The organism is Sphingomonas sp. DC1600-2 (assembly GCF_049897605.1).
GTDB lineage: Bacteria > Pseudomonadota > Alphaproteobacteria > Sphingomonadales > Sphingomonadaceae > Sphingomonas.
On the sequence record NZ_JAFCWO010000002.1, the window covers coordinates 550049 to 569233 of the forward strand.

The window sequence follows — 19185 nt, forward strand, 5'->3', positions numbered from 1 at the left end:
ACGAAGGAACCCACAAGAGCGCCGCAAAATGTCCTGCGGACGCCGACTTGCCCGCGCCGGAAGAATCAACCCGAACATGCTGCGCTCTAGACCCGCTCGGGATGCAACCGGCAATGTGGCAAGCCATCGGCTGCGACGGGCCGACCCGCATCTTCGGCAAGCGGTGCCCGCCATGGCGGGCACCGCGCGGGCATCGGTTACTGGTTGTTCTGGCGATGCAGGAACCGTGGAATGTCCAGCGCATCCTTGTCCGGGGTAGGCTCGTCGTCGCGCGCGACCCCGCGCGATACGCTCGACATCCGCTCGAACAACGTGCCCCCCAATTTCACGCGCGGGGCTGGCACGACTGGCTCGGGCGGGAGGGCGGGAGCGTCCTCCACCGCGGCGGCACCCGGCGACAGCCAACGGCGACGCGTCGGAGCTTCGGTCGGCGTATCGTCCGCCGCCGCTGCGGGGACATCAAAGTCTTCCCCGAAGGTCCGGACCGGTGCCGCCACCGGCTCCGGCGCGACGGCAGCTTCGCTGCCGAGCACCAGTTCATCATCGTGCGTCGCAGCAGGCTCGGGTGCCGAGACCGTAGGTGCCGCCGGGGCGATGTCGGCCTCGGGAGCCGCCAGGGGTGCCGGTTCCTCCGTCTTTTTCGCAGCCGTGAAGCTGAACGCGCGCGACGTTGGGGCCGGAGCAACCGCCGGGCGCGCCTCGGCCTCGATCCCGGTCGCGACGACCGAGACGCGGATCTTGCCCTCGAGTTCGGGGTTGAACGCCGAACCCCAGATGATGTTCGCGTCTTCATCGACCAGTTCGCGAATGTGGTTCGCGGCTTCATCGACTTCGAGCAGGCGCATATCGTCGCCACCGGTGATCGAAACGATGACGCCCTTGGCCCCCTTCATCGACACGCCGTCGAGCAGCGGGTTGGCGATCGCCTTCGACGCCGCCTCGATCGCGCGATTGTCGCCCGAGGCTTCGCCCGTGCCCATCATCGCCTTGCCCATTTCCTGCATCACCGAACGCACGTCGGCGAAATCGAGGTTGATGAGGCCGGGCATGACCATCAGATCGGTGATGCCGCGAACGCCCTGCTGGAGGACTTCGTCCGCCATCTGGAACGCTTCCTTGAAGGTCGTGTTCGCATTCGCCACCAGGAACAGGTTCTGGTTGGGGATGACGATCAGCGTATCGACGTACTTCTGCAGCTCCTCGATGCCCGCTTCGGCGCTCTTCGCGCGACGCGTGCCTTCAAAGGCGAACGGCTTGGTCACCACGCCGACCGTCAGGATGCCCATGTCGCGCGCCGCCTTGGCGATGACCGGTGCCGCACCGGTGCCGGTGCCGCCGCCCATGCCGGCCGCGATGAAGCACATGTGTGCGCCTTCGAGCATCTTGGTGACTTGCTCGATCGTTTCCTCTGCCGCCGCGCGGCCGATTTCGGGACGACTGCCTGCGCCCAGACCTTGCGTGATCTTCGCGCCGAGCTGAATCTTGTGGCTGGCGGTCGATTGCTTCAGCGCCTGCGAGTCTGTGTTGGCGACAAGGAAGTCGACGCCCTGCACATCGGCGCGCATCATGTTGGCGATGGCGTTGCCGCCAGCGCCGCCGACACCGATCACGGCGATGCGCGGGCTGAGTTCGTCAACTTCGGGTGGCAAAAATTCGATGCTCATAGTTCGTCTCCACCGTGCGCCCACACCCCGGCGCGAAAAATCTGCTTGAACCTGTTCTGCACCATCGCTTGCGGTCGTTCCAGCGCGAACAGCTAAATCCTGTCGTAATTCTTTAATAATTCGCCCGCGCCGCTGCCAGCAAACGGCGGAACAGCGCAAATCCCTTCGGGCGATGCACCAATTGCTGCTTGCTCGACAAGGCCCGCAGGTCGACCGGGTCCGCCGCCGCATAGAAAGCCAGCCCAGCAAGCGTGGTAAACGCAGGCGTCGCGTGCGCTTCCGGCAGGCCGGTGAGGCCGCGCGGCCGCCCAATCCTGACCGAACGCCCCAGCGCCTGCTGTGCGTAATCGGCGATGCCCTTCAGTTCGGCACCGCCACCGGTGAGCACGACTTGACGTCCGACTGGCCCTTCAAACTTCAACTCGGCCAGCGCCTTGCCGACTTCGCCGATCAAATGGTCGAGCCGCTGGCGGATGACGGCGATCAATTGCGCCTTGGTGATGCGCGTGCCGTCGCTGGCATCTTCCTCCGCCGATATCGGCGCGACGTCGATCATCTCGTGATTGTCGCGTGGGCTTGCATTGGCGGAGCCGTGAACGCACTTCATCCGCTCGGCCTGCGCGCGGCGCGTGCCGAAAGCAGACGCGATGTCGTCGGTAATGTCCTGCGCGCCGATCGGGATCGACATCAGCCCGACCAGCATTCCGCCCGCGAACAGCGAAACGTTGGTGATCCCTGCCCCCAGTTCGACCAGGGCCACGCCAAGCTCACGCTCTTCGTCGCTCAGGCACGCCATGCCCGTCGCCACTGGCGAGGCGATGATCGACTTCACTTCGAGATGCGCGTTCGCGACGCACAGCCCGAGATTGCGCACCGGCGACCCATCGGCGGCGACGACGTGGATATGCACGCCGAGCCGGTCGGCATGGAGCCCGAGCGGTCGCTTCACGCCCGTCAGCCCATCGAGCGTATAGAGCGCTGGCTGCGCATGCAGCACCATGCGGCCCGCCGGATCGATCGAATCGCGCCCCGCCTGCAACAGCGCGTCGATATCGGATTGCTCGACGCGGTGGCCGCCTAGCTCAAACTCGATCGAGGCGACATCGGACACCAGCCCGCCCGCCGAAAAGCTGACCCAGACATTCTCGATATTGGTGCCGGCGATGCGTTCGGCCTGTTCGACCGCTTCGCGCACCGCAACTTCGGTCGCGGCGGCATCGGCGATATAGCCGCGTTTGACGCCCTTGCTCTCGCGCTGGCCGGTGCCGAGCACGATCAGCTCGCCGCCATCGCCCTTCTGCGCGATCATCGCCGACACCTTGGAGGAGCCGATGTCGAGTGCGGTGATCAAACCTTCCGGTGCTGCCTTCGCCATTACGCCATACCCCTGTTGTCCGGCTTCGATACCCTATCCCTCACCGGCTGGCCCCGATTGTTTCGCTTCGATTCGCACTGGCTGCGCGGCCGCTCCGGTTGCCCCCGCCACGGGAGCCGCCGGATCGGTGATCGCCCGGTTCGAAACCGTGCCCGGCTTGCGCGCGACCAACCGCGTCGGATCGCGCATATCGAAGCCAAGCCACCCCTTGCCGAGCAATGGCTTGACGCCGTCGAGCTCGGCAAACTTCACCAAAGCCTTGCCCGCTGCGTCCGCACCCTCGGGCAGTGCCAACGTCTCTCCGGTCTCAAAGGTCAGCGTCCAGCGACGATTTCCGACCCAGGTCGCCGCCTTCACTTGCCCGCGCAGCGCCGGTGCCACGTCGAGCAATTGGCGATAGGCCGGCTCCTGTTCATTGGCGTGCGCCCCGATGACGAGCGGCAAATCGGGCATCGCCTGCGGATCGACCGGCTCCAGCCACGTCCCGTTGGCCGCGATCAGCGCGAGTTGTCCGTCCTTCTGCCAGATCGCGCTCGGTTCACGCTCGACGACATGCACGATCAGCGTGTCGGGCAAGCGCCGCGAAACATGCGCATCCTCGATCCAGCCGCTATGCGCGACCAGATCCTGCCGGATCTTTTCGAGGCTCACCAGCGGCATCGCCATTGACGGCTGGTTGGCCGCGATCTTGTAGATGACATTATGGTCCATCCGGTTGAGCCCGGTGATCTGGATATTGGTGACGCGGAAACCCGCTTCACCGATCGCTTCGCCCAGCGCCGAGCCGACCGCGCCCGGCACCCCGAAATAGGAGGCCGTCGCCAGCCCGACCGCACCGACCACGCCCATGATCGTCCACGTTGCGATCCGGCGCAGCGTCGCTTCGCTGACCGGCAGCATCGCGATCACCCGGTCGATCGTCGAGACCTTGGGCGGGGGACGCCGCTTGGGCTGCACCGGTCGGCGCACGGTGCCGCGCTTGATCGTGGCGCTCATTCCGCCCCCCCCTTCAGCGCCTCGTCGAGCAGCGTCTGCACGAGCGCCGGATAGGAAATGCCGCAATGCCGCGCCTGTTCGGGCAGCAAACTGAGCGGCGTCATGCCCGGCTGGGTGTTGACCTCGAGCAGGAACAGCCCGTCGACACCCTGTTCGTCATCCCAGCGGAAATCCGACCGCGACGCGCCTTTGCACCCAAGCAGCCGGTGCGCGTCGAGCGCGATGCGCTTGCAGGCCGCCGCAATTTCGTCGGGCACATCCGCCGGGAAGACGTGTTCGGTCAGCCCGTCGGTATATTTGGCGTCATAATCGTACCAGCCATTCTTCGGCTTGAGCTCGGTGACGCCGAGCGCTTCGCTGCCCAGCACCGCCGTGGTCAGCTCGCGCCCGCGAATATAAGGTTCGGCGAGCAGCTCCTCGAATTCCAACCACGGCCCCGGCGTGCTGCGCGCGATCGGGCTGCCGTAATTGCCTTCGTTGGTGACGATCGCGACCCCGACCGAGGAGCCTTCGTTGACGGGCTTGAGCACGTATGGGCGCGGCAGCGGGTCGCCAGCGTACAGGGTCTCGCTCTTGACGATGCGCCCGCCCGGCATCGGAATCCCGGCGGGAACGAGCAGCAGCTTGGTCAATTGCTTGTCGATCGCGATGACCGAGGTGGCGAGGCCGGAATGGGTGTATTTCAACCCCATCAGGTCGAGCATGCCCTGCACCGAACCGTCTTCGCCCGGCGTTCCGTGCAGCGCGTTGAACACGATGTCGGGTTTGGCTTCGGCAAGCTTGATCGCGACGTCGCGCCCCATATCGATCGCGGTGACGCGGTGGCCGAGCGACTCCAGCGCCTTTACGACGTCGGCGCCGGTCATCAGCGACACGTCGCGCTCGGCCGACCAGCCGCCCATCAGGACTGCGACGTGCAAACTCACTTTTCGACCCCCACCCGCTGAATTTCCCACTCGAGGGTCACGCCCGAATGCGCCCTGACCCGCGCGCGCACCTCTTCGCCCAGCGCCTCGATCTCGGCGCTGGTCGCCGAACCGAGGTTGAGCAGGAAATTGCAATGCTTCTCGCTGACCTGCGCATCGCCGATGCGCAGGCCCCGGCACCCGGCGGCATCGATCAACGCCCAGGCTTTATGGCCGGGCGGGTTCTTGAAGGTCGATCCTCCCGTCTTCGAGCGCAGCGGCTGCGATTCCTCGCGCGCGGCGGCAATGCGGTCCATTTCGGCCTGGATGACGGCGGGGTCCTCGGCATGGCCGTGGAAGGTGGCGCTGACCACGACACAGCCTTCGGGCAAGGTCGAATGACGATAGGTGTAGCCCAGCTGCTCGACCGCCAGCACTTGCCGCGCGCCCGAGCGCAGCACGACCTCGCACTCCACCAGAATATCCTTGGTCTCGCGGCCATAGGCCCCGCCATTCATGCGGACAAAGCCGCCGACAGTGCCGGGGATCGAGCGCAGGAATTCCACACCGCCAATCCCAGCATCGCGCGCGGTGGAGGAGACGAGGATCCCGCTCGCCCCACCGCCGCAGCGCAGCGTGGTGGCATCGAGCAGCTCGACCTTGGCGAAGGGTTTGCCGAGACGGATGACCACGCCGGGAACGCCGCCATCGCGCACGATCATGTTGGAGCCGAGGCCGAGCGCCATTACCGGCGTCGCCGGGTCGAGCGCGGCGAGGAAGGCGCTGAGGTCGGCGACATCCTTCGGTTCGAACAGCCACTGCGCAGCGCCGCCGGACTTGAACCAGACTAGGGGTGCGAGGGGTGCGGCGGGGGTGATGCGCCCTTCAATTCCCCTCCCGCTTGCGGGAGGGGTTAGGGGAGGGAATGACCTGGACGCGTGCGGAACGCCTCCGACAGGCCCTCCCCCAGCCCCTCCCGCAAGCGGGAGGGGGGAAGAAGGGGCAAGGCTGCTCATCGCGCCGCCTCGATGCCAGCCGCCAAGCCAGCCGCCCACTTCGTAATATCGCCCGCGCCGAGGCACACCACCATGTCGCCGGGCTGCACCACCTTCGCCAGCGCCTCCGCCAGCGCTGCCGCATCGGCAATCGTCGCGGCCGAGCGATGCCCGCGCCGCTTTAGCCCCTCGACCAGCGCCTCGGCATCGACCCCCTCGACCGGGGCCTCGCCGGCTGCATAAACCGGTGCCACGAACACCATGTCGGCATCGTTGAACGCGCCCTGGAATTCCTCCATCAGATCGCCGAGGCGCGAATAGCGATGCGGCTGCACCACCGCGATCACGCGGTTCTGCACGCCCTCGCGCGCCGCCGACAGCACGGCGCGGATCTCGACCGGGTGATGGCCGTAATCGTCGATGATCGTGACACCAGCCGTCTCGCCCACCTTGGTGAAGCGCCGCTTCACGCCGCCGAACTTGGCGAAACCCTGCTGGATCGTCGCATCATCGATACCGAGTTCGAGCGCCACGCCGATCGCGGCGAGCGCGTTCTGGACATTGTGCCGCCCCGGCATCGGCAAATCGATGCCTTCGATCGAGCGCGTCGTGCCGTCGCGGTGGCGGATGATCACCTCGAAGCGGTTGCCGCCGGGCGTGGGCGTCACGTTGACGCCGCGCACGTCCGACTGCGCCGAGAAACCATAGGTCACCACGCGCCGGTCGCGCACGCGCGGGATGATGTTCTGCACCTCGGGGTGATCGAGACAGAGCAACGCCGCGCCATAAAAAGGCACATTCTCGACGAACTCGACGAACGCATCCTTCACCGCATCGAACGATCCATAATGGTCGAGATGTTCGGGATCGATATTGGTGACGACCGCGATCGTGCCGTCCAGCCGGAGGAAGCTGCCGTCGCTTTCGTCGGCTTCGACCACCATCCAGTCGCTCGCGCCCAAACGCGCGTTGGAGCCATAGCTGTTGATGATACCGCCATTGATAACGGTGGGATCGACCCCGCCCGCATCGAGCAAGGCCGCAACCATGCTGGTCGTCGTGGTCTTGCCATGCGTGCCCGCGACCGCGACGGTCGATTTCAGGCGCATCAGCTCGGCGAGCATTTCCGCGCGGCGCACCACCGGAATGCGCCGCTCCAGCGCCGCTTCGACTTCGGGATTGCCGCGCTTGATCGCGGTCGAGGTGACGATCACCGCCGCATCGCCCAGATTTTCCGCACGGTGGCCGATCGCGACGGGAATGCCCTTGGCGCGCAGCCCTTCCACGACATAGCCCTCGGCCACGTCCGACCCCTGCACGGCATAACCGAGATTCTTCATCACTTCGGCAATGCCCGACATGCCGATGCCGCCGATGCCGACGAAGTGGATTGTCCCGATGTCGGTTGCGACACCCTTCACGCAAAAGCCTCCCGTTTTCCCAGACTAGCCGCGCGCGGCGCGCCAATCGGCATGTCGCCGGGCGTGTCGCCCAGGCTTTCGACCAGATCGGCGAGATCGCGCACCGCATCGGGCCGACCGCACGACCGCGCCCGCCCGGCCGCATTTTGCAACGCCTCGGGATCAAGTCCGAGCCGCTGCATCTGCTTGGCCAACTCAACCGGCGTAAAATTGCGCTGGTCGATCGTGCGCGCGCCGCCCGCTTGCGTCATTTCGCGCGCATTGGCGGTTTGATGATCATCGGTTGCGGACGGCAGCGGCACCAGGATCGCGGGTCGGCCCGCGCAGGTCAGCTCGGCTAGCGTCGAGGCCCCTGCCCGCGCGATCACCAGATGCGCCCAGGCGAGTTGCTCGGGCAGATCGGGCAGATAGGTCGCCAGATCGGCCGCGATCGACAGTTCGGCATATTTCGCGCGACACGCGTCGATATCCTCGATCCGCGCCTGATGCGTCACTTGCAGACGACGGCGGAAAGCGACCGGCAGCAGCGACAGCCCATCGGGGACGACCTGGCTCAGCACGCTCGCGCCCTGGCTGCCACCCGTGACCAGCACGCGGAAGATACTGTCCTCTTCCAGCAGCGGATAGGGTTTGGAACGCAGCGCCAGCACCGCATCGCGCACGGGATTTCCGACCAGATGCGTCTTCACCCGCAACTTCGGTGCCAGCCGCGCGACGTCTTCATAAGAGGTGGCGATCGCATCCACCTTGTTCGCGACCAGCCGGTTGACCCGGCCGAGCACGGCATTCTGCTCATGCACTGCGGTCGGGATGCCCTGATTGAACGCCGCCAGAAGGGCGGGCAGCGCAGGATAGCCGCCGAAACCGATCACCGCATCGGGCCGGAAGCTCTTGTAAAGCTCGATCGCCATCGCGCGGCCCTTCAGCATTGCCGACGCCGCCTTGACATAGCCGATCGGCCCGCCGCTCAGCCGCCCGGCGGGCAGGATGTGCGTCTGGATGCCCTCGAACAGGCCGGGAAAGCGCACCCCGCGCTCATCGCTGATCAGCGCGACATAATGCCCGCGCTTGATGAGTTCCGCCGCCAGCGCTGCCGCCGGGACCATGTGCCCGCCGGTGCCGCCCGCCGCCAAAACGAAATGCCGTGCCGTGCTCATACCCCGCTCCGATGCCCGCTGCCCCGCTGGGCGATGTATTTTGATCGCGTGACAAAGGGATTGCGCCGGGTGAACGCCAGCAGCAAGCCCATCCCGATCGACAAAGCGATCAGCGAGGATCCGCCATAACTGATAAAGGGCAAGGTCATGCCCTTGGATGGCGCAAGCCCGGTATTGACCGCCATCGAAATCAGCGACTGCACACCAAATTGCGTAGCAAGCCCTGCCGCCGCGAACAGGCGAAATTCGTCCTCCTCGTCGAGCAGCTTCACGAACACCCGCACCACGATCGCCAGAAACAGCAACGCGATCACCATACATGCGAGCAGCCCGAACTCCTCGCCGATGACCGAGAAGATGTAATCGGTATGTCCCTCGGGCAGACGGAACTTCATCGATCCGCCGCCCGGCCCGGTGCCACGCCAGCCGCCTGCGGTGATCGTGTCGTGCGCCGCATTGGTCTGGAAATGGTCGGCGGCCCCCACCCCTTCCGTCCCCGGAAACAGGAAGGCATTGATGCGCGCGCGCGCCGTACCGTAGAACAGATAGGCGGCGACCAGACCGGCGGGCACCGCCGCGATCAATCCAACGATCACTTTGGGCGATGTGCCCGAAATCATCAGCAGCGCCATCCACACCACGCAGAAAACCACGGTCTGCCCGAAATCGGGCTGCAGCATCAACAGCACCGCGACCAACGCGGTCATCGCGCCGGTGATGAACACGACGGGTAACGCCTCATCCTGCGCGCGCATCGACAGGATCCACGCGACCGTCACGATGAAGAACGGCTTCAGAAACTCGGATGGCTGGAGCAGCGATACGCCAAAATTGAGCCAGCGCGTCGCGCCGTTCTTCTCGACCCCAACCACCGGCACCAGCATCAGCAGCACCAAACAGGCGATCGTCCCGATCAACGCCATCCGCCGGGCGATCGCCACCGGCAGCATCGAGACGACCAGCAACACCGGCAACGACACGCCGACCCACGCCAACTGCCACCACAGATAATAAAGCGGCGGGACATGGTGCTTGTCGTCCGAATAGCGCGTTGCGGCCGCTGGCGACGCCGCGCCAACCGCGACCAGCCCGACCGCGATCAGCAGCAGCGTCAGCAAAAGCAGCATCCGGTCGATATCCCAGAACCACATGCCCAGCGCCGAACGATCGCCACGACCGCCGCGCCCTTTCATGCTCCGCCACAATTTCGGGGTCGGCCCGCGCGCCTCGCTCATGCCAGCGCCTCGACCACGCGGCGGAACTGCTGCCCGCGATCCTCAAAATCGCGAAACTGGTCGAACGAGGCGCACGCCGGCGACAGCAACACGGTGTCGCCAGGCTGTGCGTTGCGCGCGGCGGCGGCAACGGCGGTGGCGAGATCGCCGCTTTGCTCGACCGGCACCCTGCCTTGCAGGATTTCGGCGAAACGCGGGCCGGCCTGCCCGATGGTGTACGCGCGCACGACATGCCCGAAGTGCGGAGCGCACGCATCGAGATCGTCGGCCTTGGCCTTGCCGCCCACAATCCAGTGAACCCGCCCGAAGGCGGCCAGTGCGGGGGCGGTCGATTCGGGATTGGTCGCCTTGCTGTCGTTGATATAGGTCACGCCGCGCAGGACGCGGACGCGTTCCATGCGGTGGGCCAATCCGACAAAGCTTTGCAGGGCGGCATCGATCGCAGCCTCGGGCACGCCGAGCGCCTGCGCCACCGCAATCGCGGCCAACGCGTTCTGGGCATTGTGCGGCCCCTGCAACGATGGCCAGCGCGATTGGTCCATGCACACACCGGGCGCGATCTTGGTGAGATGCTCAGCCCGCGCCGACAGGCTGCGCGCGATCAGCGCCGAGGGGGTATCGCCAATGCCGATGATCGCTTCGTGCGCTGGGGACTGCATCGCGAACAAGCGGGCCTTGGATGCGGCATAAGCATCGAACCCGTCGTAGCGATCGAGATGGTCGGGGGTGATGTTGAGCAGCACCGCGATATCGCAGTCGAGGCTTTGCGTCAGGTCGATCTGATAGCTGGAAAGCTCGAGCACATAGACGCCCCCTTCGGGCAACGGCTCCTGCTCCAGGATCGGCAAACCGATATTACCGCCCAAGCGCGACGGAACGCCGGCCGTTTGCAGGATGTGATCGATCAACGAGACCGTGGTCGATTTACCGTTGGTGCCGGTGACGCCCACCACCTTGTGCGGCGGCAAAGCGGGCCGCGCCTGCGCGAACAGCTCGATATCGCCGATGATCGGCACCCCTGCCGCTCGCGCCTTGGCCGCGACCGGATGGCGGTTGAGCGGCACGCCGGGCGACACGACAAGCGCGTCGAAACCGGAAAGATCGATCGTTTCGGGATCGGCGAACACCAGAGTCTCCCTCTCCCCTTTAGGGGAGAGGGTCGGGGAGAGGGGCTGTCCTGGAGTGCCGAACGTGCCGCCTGTTGCAGGCTCCCCCTCTCCCCGACCCTCTCCCCGCAAGCGGGGAGAGGGAGACGAAAGCGCTTCACGCCGCGCCGCATCCGAATCCCACGCCGTCACCGCCGCGCCGCCCGCCAGCAGCGCGCGCACGGTCGCGGCACCAGAGCGCGCAAGCCCCAGCACAGCGTAGCTTTTGCCGCGCCAGAGGGGCGATACGATCACCGGAGCTTCAACGTCGACAGCCCTGCCAGCGCGAGCACGAGCGCGATGATCCAGAACCGGATCACGACCGTTGGCTCGCTCCAGCCGAGTTGCTCGAAATGATGGTGGATCGGTGCCATCTTAAACACGCGGCGGCCAGTGCGCTTGTAGAAGAACACCTGGATGATGACGCTCATCGCTTCGATCACGAACAGCCCGCCGATGATGCCCAGCACGATTTCATGATGCGCCACCACCGCGATCGCGCCAAGCGCGCCGCCGAGGGCTAGGCTGCCGGTATCGCCCATGAACACCGCCGCCGGCGGCGCGTTGAACCACAGGAACGCCAGCCCCGCGCCGACAATCGCGCCGCAAAAGATGGCCAGATCACCCGCGTGCGGCACGTGCGGAATGCCGAGATAGGCCGCGAACTTGGCGTTACCCGCCAGATACACGATCAGCATGAACGCGACCGCCGCGATGATGACCGGCATAGTCGCCAAACCGTCGAGCCCATCGGTCAAATTCACCGCATTGCCGAACGCCACGATGGTGAAGGCAGCGAACACGATGTAGAAATAGCCAAGCTCGATCACCGGCCCGCTGTAAAACGGCAAATACAAATGCGTGCCGTTTTCATGCACGATCATCGTCGCGGCGATCCCCGCAATCGCAAATTCGCAGACCAGCCGCAGCCGTCCGGAAACGCCCGCCGTGCTCGCTTTGCGCACCTTGTCATAATCATCGAGGAAACCGATCGCGGCGAAGCCCAGCGTCACGAAGGTGCAGGCCCAGACGAACGGGTTCGACAAGTCCATCCACAACAGGATCGAAAACACCATCGAGGTCAGGATCATCAGCCCGCCCATGGTCGGCGTGCCACGCTTGGCGAGGTGCGTTTGCGGGCCGTCGGTGCGGATCGGCTGCCCCTTGCCCTGGCGCACGCGCAGCCAGCCGATGAAGCGCGGGCCGATCAGCAAACCCAGGAACAAAGAGGTTGCGACCGCGCCGCCGGTGCGGAACGACAGATAGCGAAACAGGTTCAGCACGCTCGGGAAGCCGAGATAGGCGGCGATGAAATAGAGCATTAGTGTTCCCCGCTCCGCAGGCCAGCGACAACCGCCGCCAGCCCCACGCCGTTCGATCCCTTGATGAGCACCGCATCGCCCGGTGCCAGCATCGTGGACAGGCTGGCGCGCGCCGCAGCGGCGTCGGCGACATGGACGAAATCGCCCTTGCCCTCAAGCGCGTTCAGCAGCGGGCGCGACCGTTCACCGACCAGAATGCCCGCTTCGACGCCAGCGGCCAGCACCGGTTCGGCCAGCCCGGCATGATAGGCATCGCTGCCATCGCCAAGCTCGCGCATTTCGCCGAGCACGACGATTTTGCGCTTGGCCGGTTCAGCGGCGAGCACCGCGAGCGTCGCGCGCATCGAGGATGGGTTGGCGTTGTAGCTTTCGTCGATCACCAGCGCCTGCCCGTCGCCCACCGCGACGGTAAAACGCGCGCCGCGCCCGGCCAGACCACCCAGTTCGGCCAGCGCGAGCCCCGCCAGCGCCAAATCTCCGCCAACCGCATCCACCGCCGCCAGCACGGCCAGACTGTTGGATACCCAATGCTGCCCCGGCTGGCTGATCGTGAAGCTCAGTTCGCGCGCGCCCACCACGGCGGTGACGAAGGTGCCGCCGCTTTCGGTGCGCATCGTTTCGATGGCGCGGACGTCTGCCCCCTTGTCAAGACCGAAGGTCACGATCCGTGCCGCATACGGCGTCGCCGCAGCGACCAGACGATCGCGATGCGGGCTGTCGAACGGGACGATCGCGACCCCGCCCGGCTCCAGGCCCTGAAAAATCTCGCCCTTCGCATCCGCAATCGCCGCCTCGTCGCGGAAAAATTCGGTATGTGCCGGGGCGATGGTGGTGATGATCGCAACGTGCGGGCGCACCAACGTCGTCAAATGCGCCAGTTCGCCCGCATGGTTCATCCCCATTTCAAACACGCCGAAGCGCGTTTCGGCGGGCATCCGGGCGAGACTGAGCGGCACGCCGGTATGGTTGTTGTAGCTCTTGACCGAGCGGTGCGTCCGCGCCCGCGCACTCCGCTCCAGCGCGGCGTACAGCGCCTCCTTGGTGCCGGTCTTGCCCACCGACCCGGTGACGCCGATGATCTTTGCCGCCGTGCGCGCGCGGGCGGCGCGGGCAAGGTTCTCCAGCGCGGCCATCGTATCGGGGACGAGGACATGCGGGTGGACGCTCGGCTGCGATACCAACGCGCCCGCAGCGCCGCGTGCAAACGCCTGGTCGAGGAAGCGATGCCCATCGGTCGCAGCCCCGGTCATCGCGACGAACAGGTCGCCGGGGCCGACTTCGCGCGAATCGAACGTCACGCCGGTGGTGGTGAAGTCGCCCGATGCCGTGCCGCCGGTGGCAGCGGCGATCGCAGCGGAAGTCCACAGGCTCATAACTCCCCTCCCGCTCGCGGGAGGGGTTGGGGGAGGGAAGCAAGGGCGGGACAGCTTGCGCCTGTCCCCTCCCCTAACCCCTCCCGCGAGCGGGAGGGGAATAAGAAATGCCCGCTCATGCCGCCATCTCCCGCGCGACGCTGACATCGTCGAACGGCAGCACCAGATCGCCGACGATCTGCCCCTGCTCATGCCCCTTGCCTGCGATCAGGACGATGTCCTGTGGCCCGGCCATGGCGATCGCCGCGCCGATCGCCTCGCGGCGCGATCCGATTTCGGTGGCACCGGGCGCGCCTGCCAGCACCATCGCGCGGATCGCGGCAGGGTCTTCCGAGCGGGGATTGTCGTCGGTGACGATGACATGGTCGGCCATCGCCGCGGCGATGCGCCCCATTTCGATGCGCTTGCCCTGGTCACGATCGCCGCCCGCGCCGATCACCACGATCAGCCGCCCCGCCGCATGCGGCTTGAGCGCCGAAATCGCCGCTTCGAGCGCGTCGGGGGTATGCGCGTAATCGACATAAACGGGCGCGCCGTGGGCCGCGATCACCGCACGCTCCAGCCGCCCGCGCACTGGTTGCAACCGGCCCAGCGCAGCGATCGTCGTGGCGACATCGCCGCCGCACGCAATCACCAAGCCCGCCGAGGTCAGCGCATTGGCGGCCTGATAGGCACCGATCAGTGGCAGCGTAACCTTATAGCTCTTGCCTTCCGCCTCGATCACCAACCCCTGCCCCAGCAAGGTCGGCTCGCGCCCGACAAGCTTGAGCGTTTCGCCCGTGGTTCCGACCGAGAGCACGCGAAGGCCGCGCGCGCGCGCGGCCTCGGCGACGCGGGCCGAGGCGGGATCGTCCGCCCACACCACCGCCGTGCCATCATCGGCGAGCACTTCGCTGAACAGGCGCAGCTTGGCATCAAGATACGCCGCCATCGTACCGTGATAATCGAGATGATCGCGGCTGAGATTGGTGAAAGCGGCAGCCTGCACCGCCAGCCCCTCGGTGCGATATTGCGACAGGCCGTGGCTCGACGCCTCGAACGCAACATGGCTGACGCCTTCGCGCTTCAAACCGGCAACGTTGGACAGGAAAGTGACGATGTCGGGCGTGGTCAGCCCGGTCGAGACGCGGTCATCGGCGGTGGTGACGCCCAGCGTGCCGATCGAGGCGGCGTGGAACCCAGCCATCCGCCACACTTGTCGCACCATCTCGACCGTCGAGGTCTTGCCGTTGGTGCCGGTGACCGCGACCGCAACCTCCGGGAAGGGCGCGAAGAACTGCGCGGCGAGTTGGGCGAAGCGGCGGCGCGGGTTGGCATCCGCAATGTGCAGCGCGCCGACGACGTGCGCCTCCGGGCGTGCCACCACCGCAATCGCACCTCCCGCGACGGCGGCGGCGATATAGTCCTCGCCATTGACGACCGCGCCCTGAAAGGCACCGAACACGACGCCCGGCGCGACCTTGCGATGGTCGATCGCAAAACCCGTGACCATCGCATCCGGCGCACCGCCGACCAGCGTTGAAAGCTTCACTGTTCCTCCGCGCCGCTCGGCGGCGTTGCCCCGGCGACGAGAGTCAGCATCGGCCGGAGATCGCTAATATCAACGTCGCGCCTCGCGTCGGGCATCACGCCCAGGATCGACCCGGTCCGCGCGATCACGCGCCCCACCACCGGCGCGGCGTTCCACGCCGCTGTCTTCCAGCCACCAGTTTCCCTGGTGCCTTCGGGCGAATCGAGCATGGCCAGCACCACATAGCGCGGCGCGTCCATCGGGAAAGCGGCAACGAAGGTGGCGACGTTGCGGTGATGGTCATAGCCGCCGTTCGACGCCGCTTCGGCGGTGCCGGTCTTGCCGCCGACGCGGTAGCCGGGCGCATCGCCCTTGCGCCCGGTGCCGTACAGGCAGACGAGCCGGAGCAACTGGCGCATCCGCGCACTTGTCTGCTCACTCAGTACGCGCCGCCCCGCAGGGGCCTGGCCGGGCGCGACCTTGAGCAAGGTCGTCGGCCGCCAGATCCCGCCATTGACCATCGTCGCATAAGCGTTCGCCAAGTGCAGCGGGGTCACTGCGATGCCGTGGCCGTAAGCCGTCGTCATCACCGTGGTGCGGCCCCAATAGCGCGGCCAGATCGGCCCGGCGCGCTCGCGCAGTTCGATCGACGGGCGCTCGCCAAAGCCCATGCCCGTGAACATCGCCGAAAGCTTGTCCTTGCCGAGCTCGTCAGCAATGCGGGCGGTCGCCACATTGGACGAATAGATCAGCGTTTCTGGGATGTTGAGCCAGCGCTTCGGGTCGCCGCGTTCGTCGTGAATCGTGAAGCCACCGACCTTGAGCGGCGCGGTGGCATCGAAGCGGCGCGCCATCGAGGTGATCGTGCCGCTCTGGATCGCGGTCGCCATGGTGATCGGCTTGAAGGTCGAGCCCAGTTCGTACACCGATTGCGTCACGTTGTTGCGCAGCGCATCGCTGGTCGTGCCGGTCAGCTTGTTGGGATTGTAGACCGGCAGCGAGGCCATCGCGATCACCTCCCCGGTGTGCACGTCCAGCACCAGTCCGGTCGCCGCCTTGGCCTGGAAGGTGACCATCGCCCGGCCGAGTTCGCTTTCCATCGCCGTCTGCACGCGCGCGTCGATCGACAGCGCAATCGGTTCGCCGCGGTGGCGCGGATCGGTCAGCCGCGCATCGAAGGCGCGCTCGATCCCGGCGCGACCCATGATGTTGGGGTCGGTCGCGGTCGGCCCGATATAGCCGAGCGCGTGCGCCGCCATCGTCGATTGCGGATAGAGCCGCTCGGGCTCGCGCGCGAAGACGATGCCGGGCTCGCCGAGCGCGTGGATCTCGTTCACCATCGCCGGGGAGGCGTGCTTGTCGAGATAGGTGAACTTCGCCTTCATCGTCAGGCGCTGCAGATACCAGGCCGAATCATGATCGGGCATCGCAGCCGCCAGTCGGTCGGCGAGGCTCTGGCGGTCGCCCAGCAATTCCGCCGGACGCACGCCGATCGTCCAGGCTTCGATGGTGCGCGCCAGTGGCTGGCCGTTGCGATCCAGAATGTCGGCGCGCACCACCGGATTGACGGTGAGCGTCGCCGCACCGGCTGGGGAACCGAGCAGACCCAGCAGTGCGATCCGCACTATCACCAGCAGGAAACCCGCGCCGATCAGCAGCATCAGCATCATCAGCCGCACATGCGCAACCGCGACCAGCGCATGACGCTGATCGCTCGATCGCCTGGCCGGAAGGGGGCGCGCGACGAGTGTGCTCATCGCGCCGACCGGCTTTCCGCTCGAGCGCCGCTGCGCAAATCCCCGATCATGCTATCGTCGAGCAAAGCCCGGTCGAGCATCGCGACCGCAGCACGCGGCCTGGGCGGCGCGGCGGCTGCCATCGCCGCGCGCGGTGGGGGAGCGGCGCGCTGGATCACCGCGCGCTCGTCTCGCGATACGGGTGCCACGGCTGTGGCGGGTTGCGGGGCGGGAGACCGCTGGCTGGTCATCGCGGTAACGGGCGCTGCGGGCACGAACGAGGCCATCTGCACGGCGGGCGTTCCGGGCGCAGGGGCGCTGCCCGGTTCGATCGAAGCGAGCGCTGCTTCGTCCTGCACGAACTGCCCCTCGGCCGGCGCGACCAGACCAAGCGTCTCGGCATTCCATTTGTCGAGCTGCGCGAGGTTGGCGCGGGTGTCGAATTCGGTCTCCAGCGCGCGGATATCCCGCCGCGCACGCTCGATCTCGCTCGCAGTGCGGTCAAGCTTCTTGCGTTCCGCCGCAACCTGCAACGGCACGAGCAGAAAGCCGAGCGCCACCGCGACGCCGGCCAGAAACCATCCGAGACTCTTCCACGCCAGCCCCAGCATTATAACAATCCCTCTGTCCCAGGTGTTTCCGGCCACGCCGCGGCACCGGTACGCCGTGCAGTACGCAAGGTGGCCGACCGCGCACGCGGGTTGCGCGCAATCTCGTCGTCGCTGGCGCGAACCCCGCGCCCGACCTGTTCGAAGCTCGGAGCGTGCTTCGCCGCCACTTCCGGCAAGTGCCGCGATCCCGATGGCAGCCCGCCCGAGCGCTCGCGCAGGAAGCGCTTGACCATGCGATCTTCCAGGCTGTGAAAGGTCACCACCGCCAAGCGCCCGCCAGGAGCGAGTACACGCTCGGCCGCCGCCAACCCGTCGGCCAGCTCGCCCAGCTCGCGATTGATGTGAATACGAATCGCCTGAAAGGTCCGCGTCGCCGGGTCCTTCTTGTCATGCGGTTTGTAGCCGAGCGCACGGCGCACGACATGCGCCAGCTCGCTCGTCCGCGTGATCGGCCGCGCGGCGACAATCGCGCGCGCGACCCGTTTCGCGCGCGGCTCCTCGCCATAGGTCTTGAGCACGTCGGCAATCCGACCTTCGTCGGCTTCGTTGACGAAGTCGGCGGCGCTTTCGCCCTCCTGGCTCATCCGCATGTCGAGTGGGCCGTCCGACTGGAAGCTGAACCCGCGCTCGGCCTGGTCGAGTTGCATCGACGACACGCCGATGTCCATCGTCACGCCCTGCACCGGCACGACCTCGCGCGCGGTCAATTCGGCATCCAGCGCGGAAAAAGTGGCAGGAACGAGCGTCAGCGCGCCATCGGCGTCGCGCACCAGCGCCTCGCCCGCCGCAATCGCATCAGGATCGCGATCGAAGGCGAACACGCGTGCGCCACGCGCCAGCATCGCCCGCGTATAGCCGCCCGCGCCGAAGGTCGCGTCGACATGGACCTCGCCGGGCGCAATGGCGAGCGCGTCGACCACTTCCTCCAGCAGCACGGGAATGTGCGGGGCGTCGCTCACAGCGCAATCCCCTTCACCTTGCAGTGATAGCGGCACGCCGCCTGCATCGCCGGATCGACATCGACCGCATCGACCAGCGTCTTTGGATCCCAGATCTCGATCCAGTCAAACGTGCCCCAGAAGAAGGCGTTCTCACCGATATTGGCGTAATCGCGCGGAAAACCCGGCATGATGAAGCGGCCCGAGCCGTCGAACGGCACGGGCTCGCCGCTCGCGCCGCGGCGCTTCAGATTGTAGTTTGGCTCACCCAATTCATTGAGCTGGCGCGCCTGGATCGCCTCGATCTCGGCCTTCAGGATTTTGACATAGGCCGGGTCATAGGCGCGCAGGCATTTCTGTTGCGGATGGACGCCGACGATGACGGTGCCGCCATCCTTGCCGTCGGCACGCGGGCTGTTGGTCGCCAGCGCTTGTCGCAGCGATGCAGGAATCGCGACCCGGCCCTTGTCATCGACAAGACCGAGGCCGTCTCCCTGATATTCGCTCCGATCGTCCACGCTTACCCCGCACCCGTCGGGCAAGCCCCTCCCGTGCCCAGAATCGCGGGATCGCGACGCTAGGTGCCCGCATGGTCAGCGCATGATGCGCAGGCGAGATGAGTCTGCCCCTGATAGATCAGAAGTAACACGGGGCGAGCCGGGGATACAAGGGGAAACACGGGGATTTGAGGGGAGAGAGCCTCAATCGTCGCGTTTCTTCGGGGATTTTAGGCATGCCATATCAGCTTGTTCTTGGTGCGTTCGCAGATCGAGGGGTTACAATCGGGGGATTAACCGGCAAA

General features: G+C 66.4%; 16 protein-coding genes. All 16 read right to left on the reverse strand.

The window, feature by feature from the left end; translation table 11 throughout:
- Positions 1 to 197 precede the first annotated feature (197 nt).
- The 16 genes from ftsZ to ACP7BL_RS06250 all read right to left on the reverse strand — a co-directional run bounded on the left by ftsZ (position 198) and on the right by ACP7BL_RS06250 (position 18901).
- On the reverse strand, positions 198 to 1664 hold the full coding sequence (gene ftsZ / locus ACP7BL_RS06175; protein WP_033966105.1) for a cell division protein FtsZ: 1467 nt from the start codon (positions 1662 to 1664) through the stop codon (positions 198 to 200).
- A gap of 112 nt (positions 1665 to 1776) precedes the next feature.
- Positions 1777 to 3039 carry a cell division protein FtsA gene (ftsA, locus tag ACP7BL_RS06180; protein ID WP_033966106.1) on the reverse strand — a complete coding sequence of 421 codons (1263 nt, stop codon included), beginning with the start codon at positions 3037 to 3039 and terminating at the stop codon, positions 1777 to 1779.
- 33 nt (positions 3040 to 3072) lie between these two features.
- A complete protein-coding gene (locus tag ACP7BL_RS06185) occupies positions 3073 to 4035 on the reverse strand; it encodes a cell division protein FtsQ/DivIB (protein ID WP_033966107.1) in 963 nt (320 codons plus the stop codon).
- The gene (locus tag ACP7BL_RS06190; protein ID WP_426257870.1) at positions 4032 to 4961 is read right to left on the reverse strand and encodes a D-alanine--D-alanine ligase; all 930 of its coding nucleotides are present in this window, start codon (positions 4959 to 4961) and stop codon (positions 4032 to 4034) included. Before ACP7BL_RS06190 ends, ACP7BL_RS06185 begins: the two co-directional genes overlap by 4 nt.
- Entirely contained in the window at positions 4958 to 5830 is an 873-nt protein-coding gene (murB, locus tag ACP7BL_RS06195) for a UDP-N-acetylmuramate dehydrogenase (protein WP_426257944.1), read from the reverse strand. The genes ACP7BL_RS06190 and murB overlap by 4 nt, the downstream gene beginning before the upstream one ends.
- Positions 5831 to 5952: 122 nt before the next feature.
- A complete protein-coding gene (gene murC, locus ACP7BL_RS06200) occupies positions 5953 to 7356 on the reverse strand; it encodes a UDP-N-acetylmuramate--L-alanine ligase (RefSeq protein ID WP_426257871.1) in 1404 nt (467 codons plus the stop codon).
- Positions 7353 to 8513 (reverse strand): undecaprenyldiphospho-muramoylpentapeptide beta-N-acetylglucosaminyltransferase, encoded by a 1161-nt coding sequence (gene murG / locus ACP7BL_RS06205; protein WP_426257872.1) that lies wholly within the window; start codon positions 8511 to 8513, stop codon positions 7353 to 7355. The genes murC and murG overlap by 4 nt, the downstream gene beginning before the upstream one ends.
- On the reverse strand, positions 8510 to 9748 hold the full coding sequence (locus tag ACP7BL_RS06210; protein ID WP_010404008.1) for an FtsW/RodA/SpoVE family cell cycle protein: 1239 nt from the start codon (positions 9746 to 9748) through the stop codon (positions 8510 to 8512). The genes murG and ACP7BL_RS06210 overlap by 4 nt, the downstream gene beginning before the upstream one ends.
- Positions 9745 to 11148, reverse strand: a complete 1404-nt coding sequence (gene murD / locus ACP7BL_RS06215; RefSeq protein WP_426257873.1) for a UDP-N-acetylmuramoyl-L-alanine--D-glutamate ligase — start codon at positions 11146 to 11148, stop codon at positions 9745 to 9747. Before murD ends, ACP7BL_RS06210 begins: the two co-directional genes overlap by 4 nt.
- Complete coding sequence (gene mraY, locus ACP7BL_RS06220) at positions 11145 to 12215, reverse strand: phospho-N-acetylmuramoyl-pentapeptide-transferase (RefSeq protein WP_033967285.1); 1071 nt, start codon at positions 12213 to 12215, stop codon at positions 11145 to 11147. The genes murD and mraY overlap by 4 nt, the downstream gene beginning before the upstream one ends.
- A complete protein-coding gene (locus ACP7BL_RS06225; RefSeq protein ID WP_426257874.1) occupies positions 12215 to 13588 on the reverse strand; it encodes a UDP-N-acetylmuramoyl-tripeptide--D-alanyl-D-alanine ligase in 1374 nt (457 codons plus the stop codon). Before ACP7BL_RS06225 ends, mraY begins: the two co-directional genes overlap by 1 nt.
- A 115-nt stretch (positions 13589 to 13703) precedes the next feature.
- Positions 13704 to 15119, reverse strand: coding sequence for a UDP-N-acetylmuramoyl-L-alanyl-D-glutamate--2,6-diaminopimelate ligase (locus ACP7BL_RS06230; RefSeq protein ID WP_310065590.1), 1416 nt, complete (start codon positions 15117 to 15119; stop codon positions 13704 to 13706).
- Positions 15116 to 16855, reverse strand: a complete 1740-nt coding sequence (locus tag ACP7BL_RS06235) for a peptidoglycan D,D-transpeptidase FtsI family protein (protein ID WP_033967286.1) — start codon at positions 16853 to 16855, stop codon at positions 15116 to 15118. Before ACP7BL_RS06235 ends, ACP7BL_RS06230 begins: the two co-directional genes overlap by 4 nt.
- Entirely contained in the window at positions 16852 to 17445 is a 594-nt protein-coding gene (locus tag ACP7BL_RS06240; protein ID WP_341203016.1) for a hypothetical protein, read from the reverse strand. Before ACP7BL_RS06240 ends, ACP7BL_RS06235 begins: the two co-directional genes overlap by 4 nt.
- Positions 17445 to 18404: a 16S rRNA (cytosine(1402)-N(4))-methyltransferase RsmH gene (rsmH, locus tag ACP7BL_RS06245; protein ID WP_137902775.1), complete on the reverse strand. Its 960-nt coding sequence runs from the start codon at positions 18402 to 18404 to the stop codon at positions 17445 to 17447. The genes ACP7BL_RS06240 and rsmH overlap by 1 nt, the downstream gene beginning before the upstream one ends.
- Positions 18401 to 18901: a division/cell wall cluster transcriptional repressor MraZ gene (locus ACP7BL_RS06250; RefSeq protein ID WP_033964889.1), complete on the reverse strand. Its 501-nt coding sequence runs from the start codon at positions 18899 to 18901 to the stop codon at positions 18401 to 18403. Before ACP7BL_RS06250 ends, rsmH begins: the two co-directional genes overlap by 4 nt.
- Positions 18902 to 19185 lie beyond the last annotated feature (284 nt).

Bases quoted from the DNA above. Each gene is read 5' to 3' on its own strand.
- ftsZ (WP_033966105.1), bottom strand. From the start codon at position 1,664: ATGAGCATCGAATTTTTGCCACCCGAAGTTGACGAACTCAGCCCGCGC.
- ftsA (WP_033966106.1), bottom strand. From the start codon at position 3,039: ATGGCGAAGGCAGCACCGGAAGGTTTGATCACCGCACTCGACATCGGC.
- ACP7BL_RS06185 (WP_033966107.1), bottom strand. From the start codon at position 4,035: ATGAGCGCCACGATCAAGCGCGGCACCGTGCGCCGACCGGTGCAGCCC.
- murG (WP_426257872.1), bottom strand. From the start codon at position 8,513: ATGAGCACGGCACGGCATTTCGTTTTGGCGGCGGGCGGCACCGGCGGG.
- ACP7BL_RS06210 (WP_010404008.1), bottom strand. From the start codon at position 9,748: ATGAGCGAGGCGCGCGGGCCGACCCCGAAATTGTGGCGGAGCATGAAA.
- mraY (WP_033967285.1), bottom strand. From the start codon at position 12,215: ATGCTCTATTTCATCGCCGCCTATCTCGGCTTCCCGAGCGTGCTGAAC.
- ACP7BL_RS06225 (WP_426257874.1), bottom strand. From the start codon at position 13,588: ATGAGCCTGTGGACTTCCGCTGCGATCGCCGCTGCCACCGGCGGCACG.
- ACP7BL_RS06235 (WP_033967286.1), bottom strand. From the start codon at position 16,855: ATGAGCACACTCGTCGCGCGCCCCCTTCCGGCCAGGCGATCGAGCGAT.
- ACP7BL_RS06240 (WP_341203016.1), bottom strand. From the start codon at position 17,445: ATGCTGGGGCTGGCGTGGAAGAGTCTCGGATGGTTTCTGGCCGGCGTC.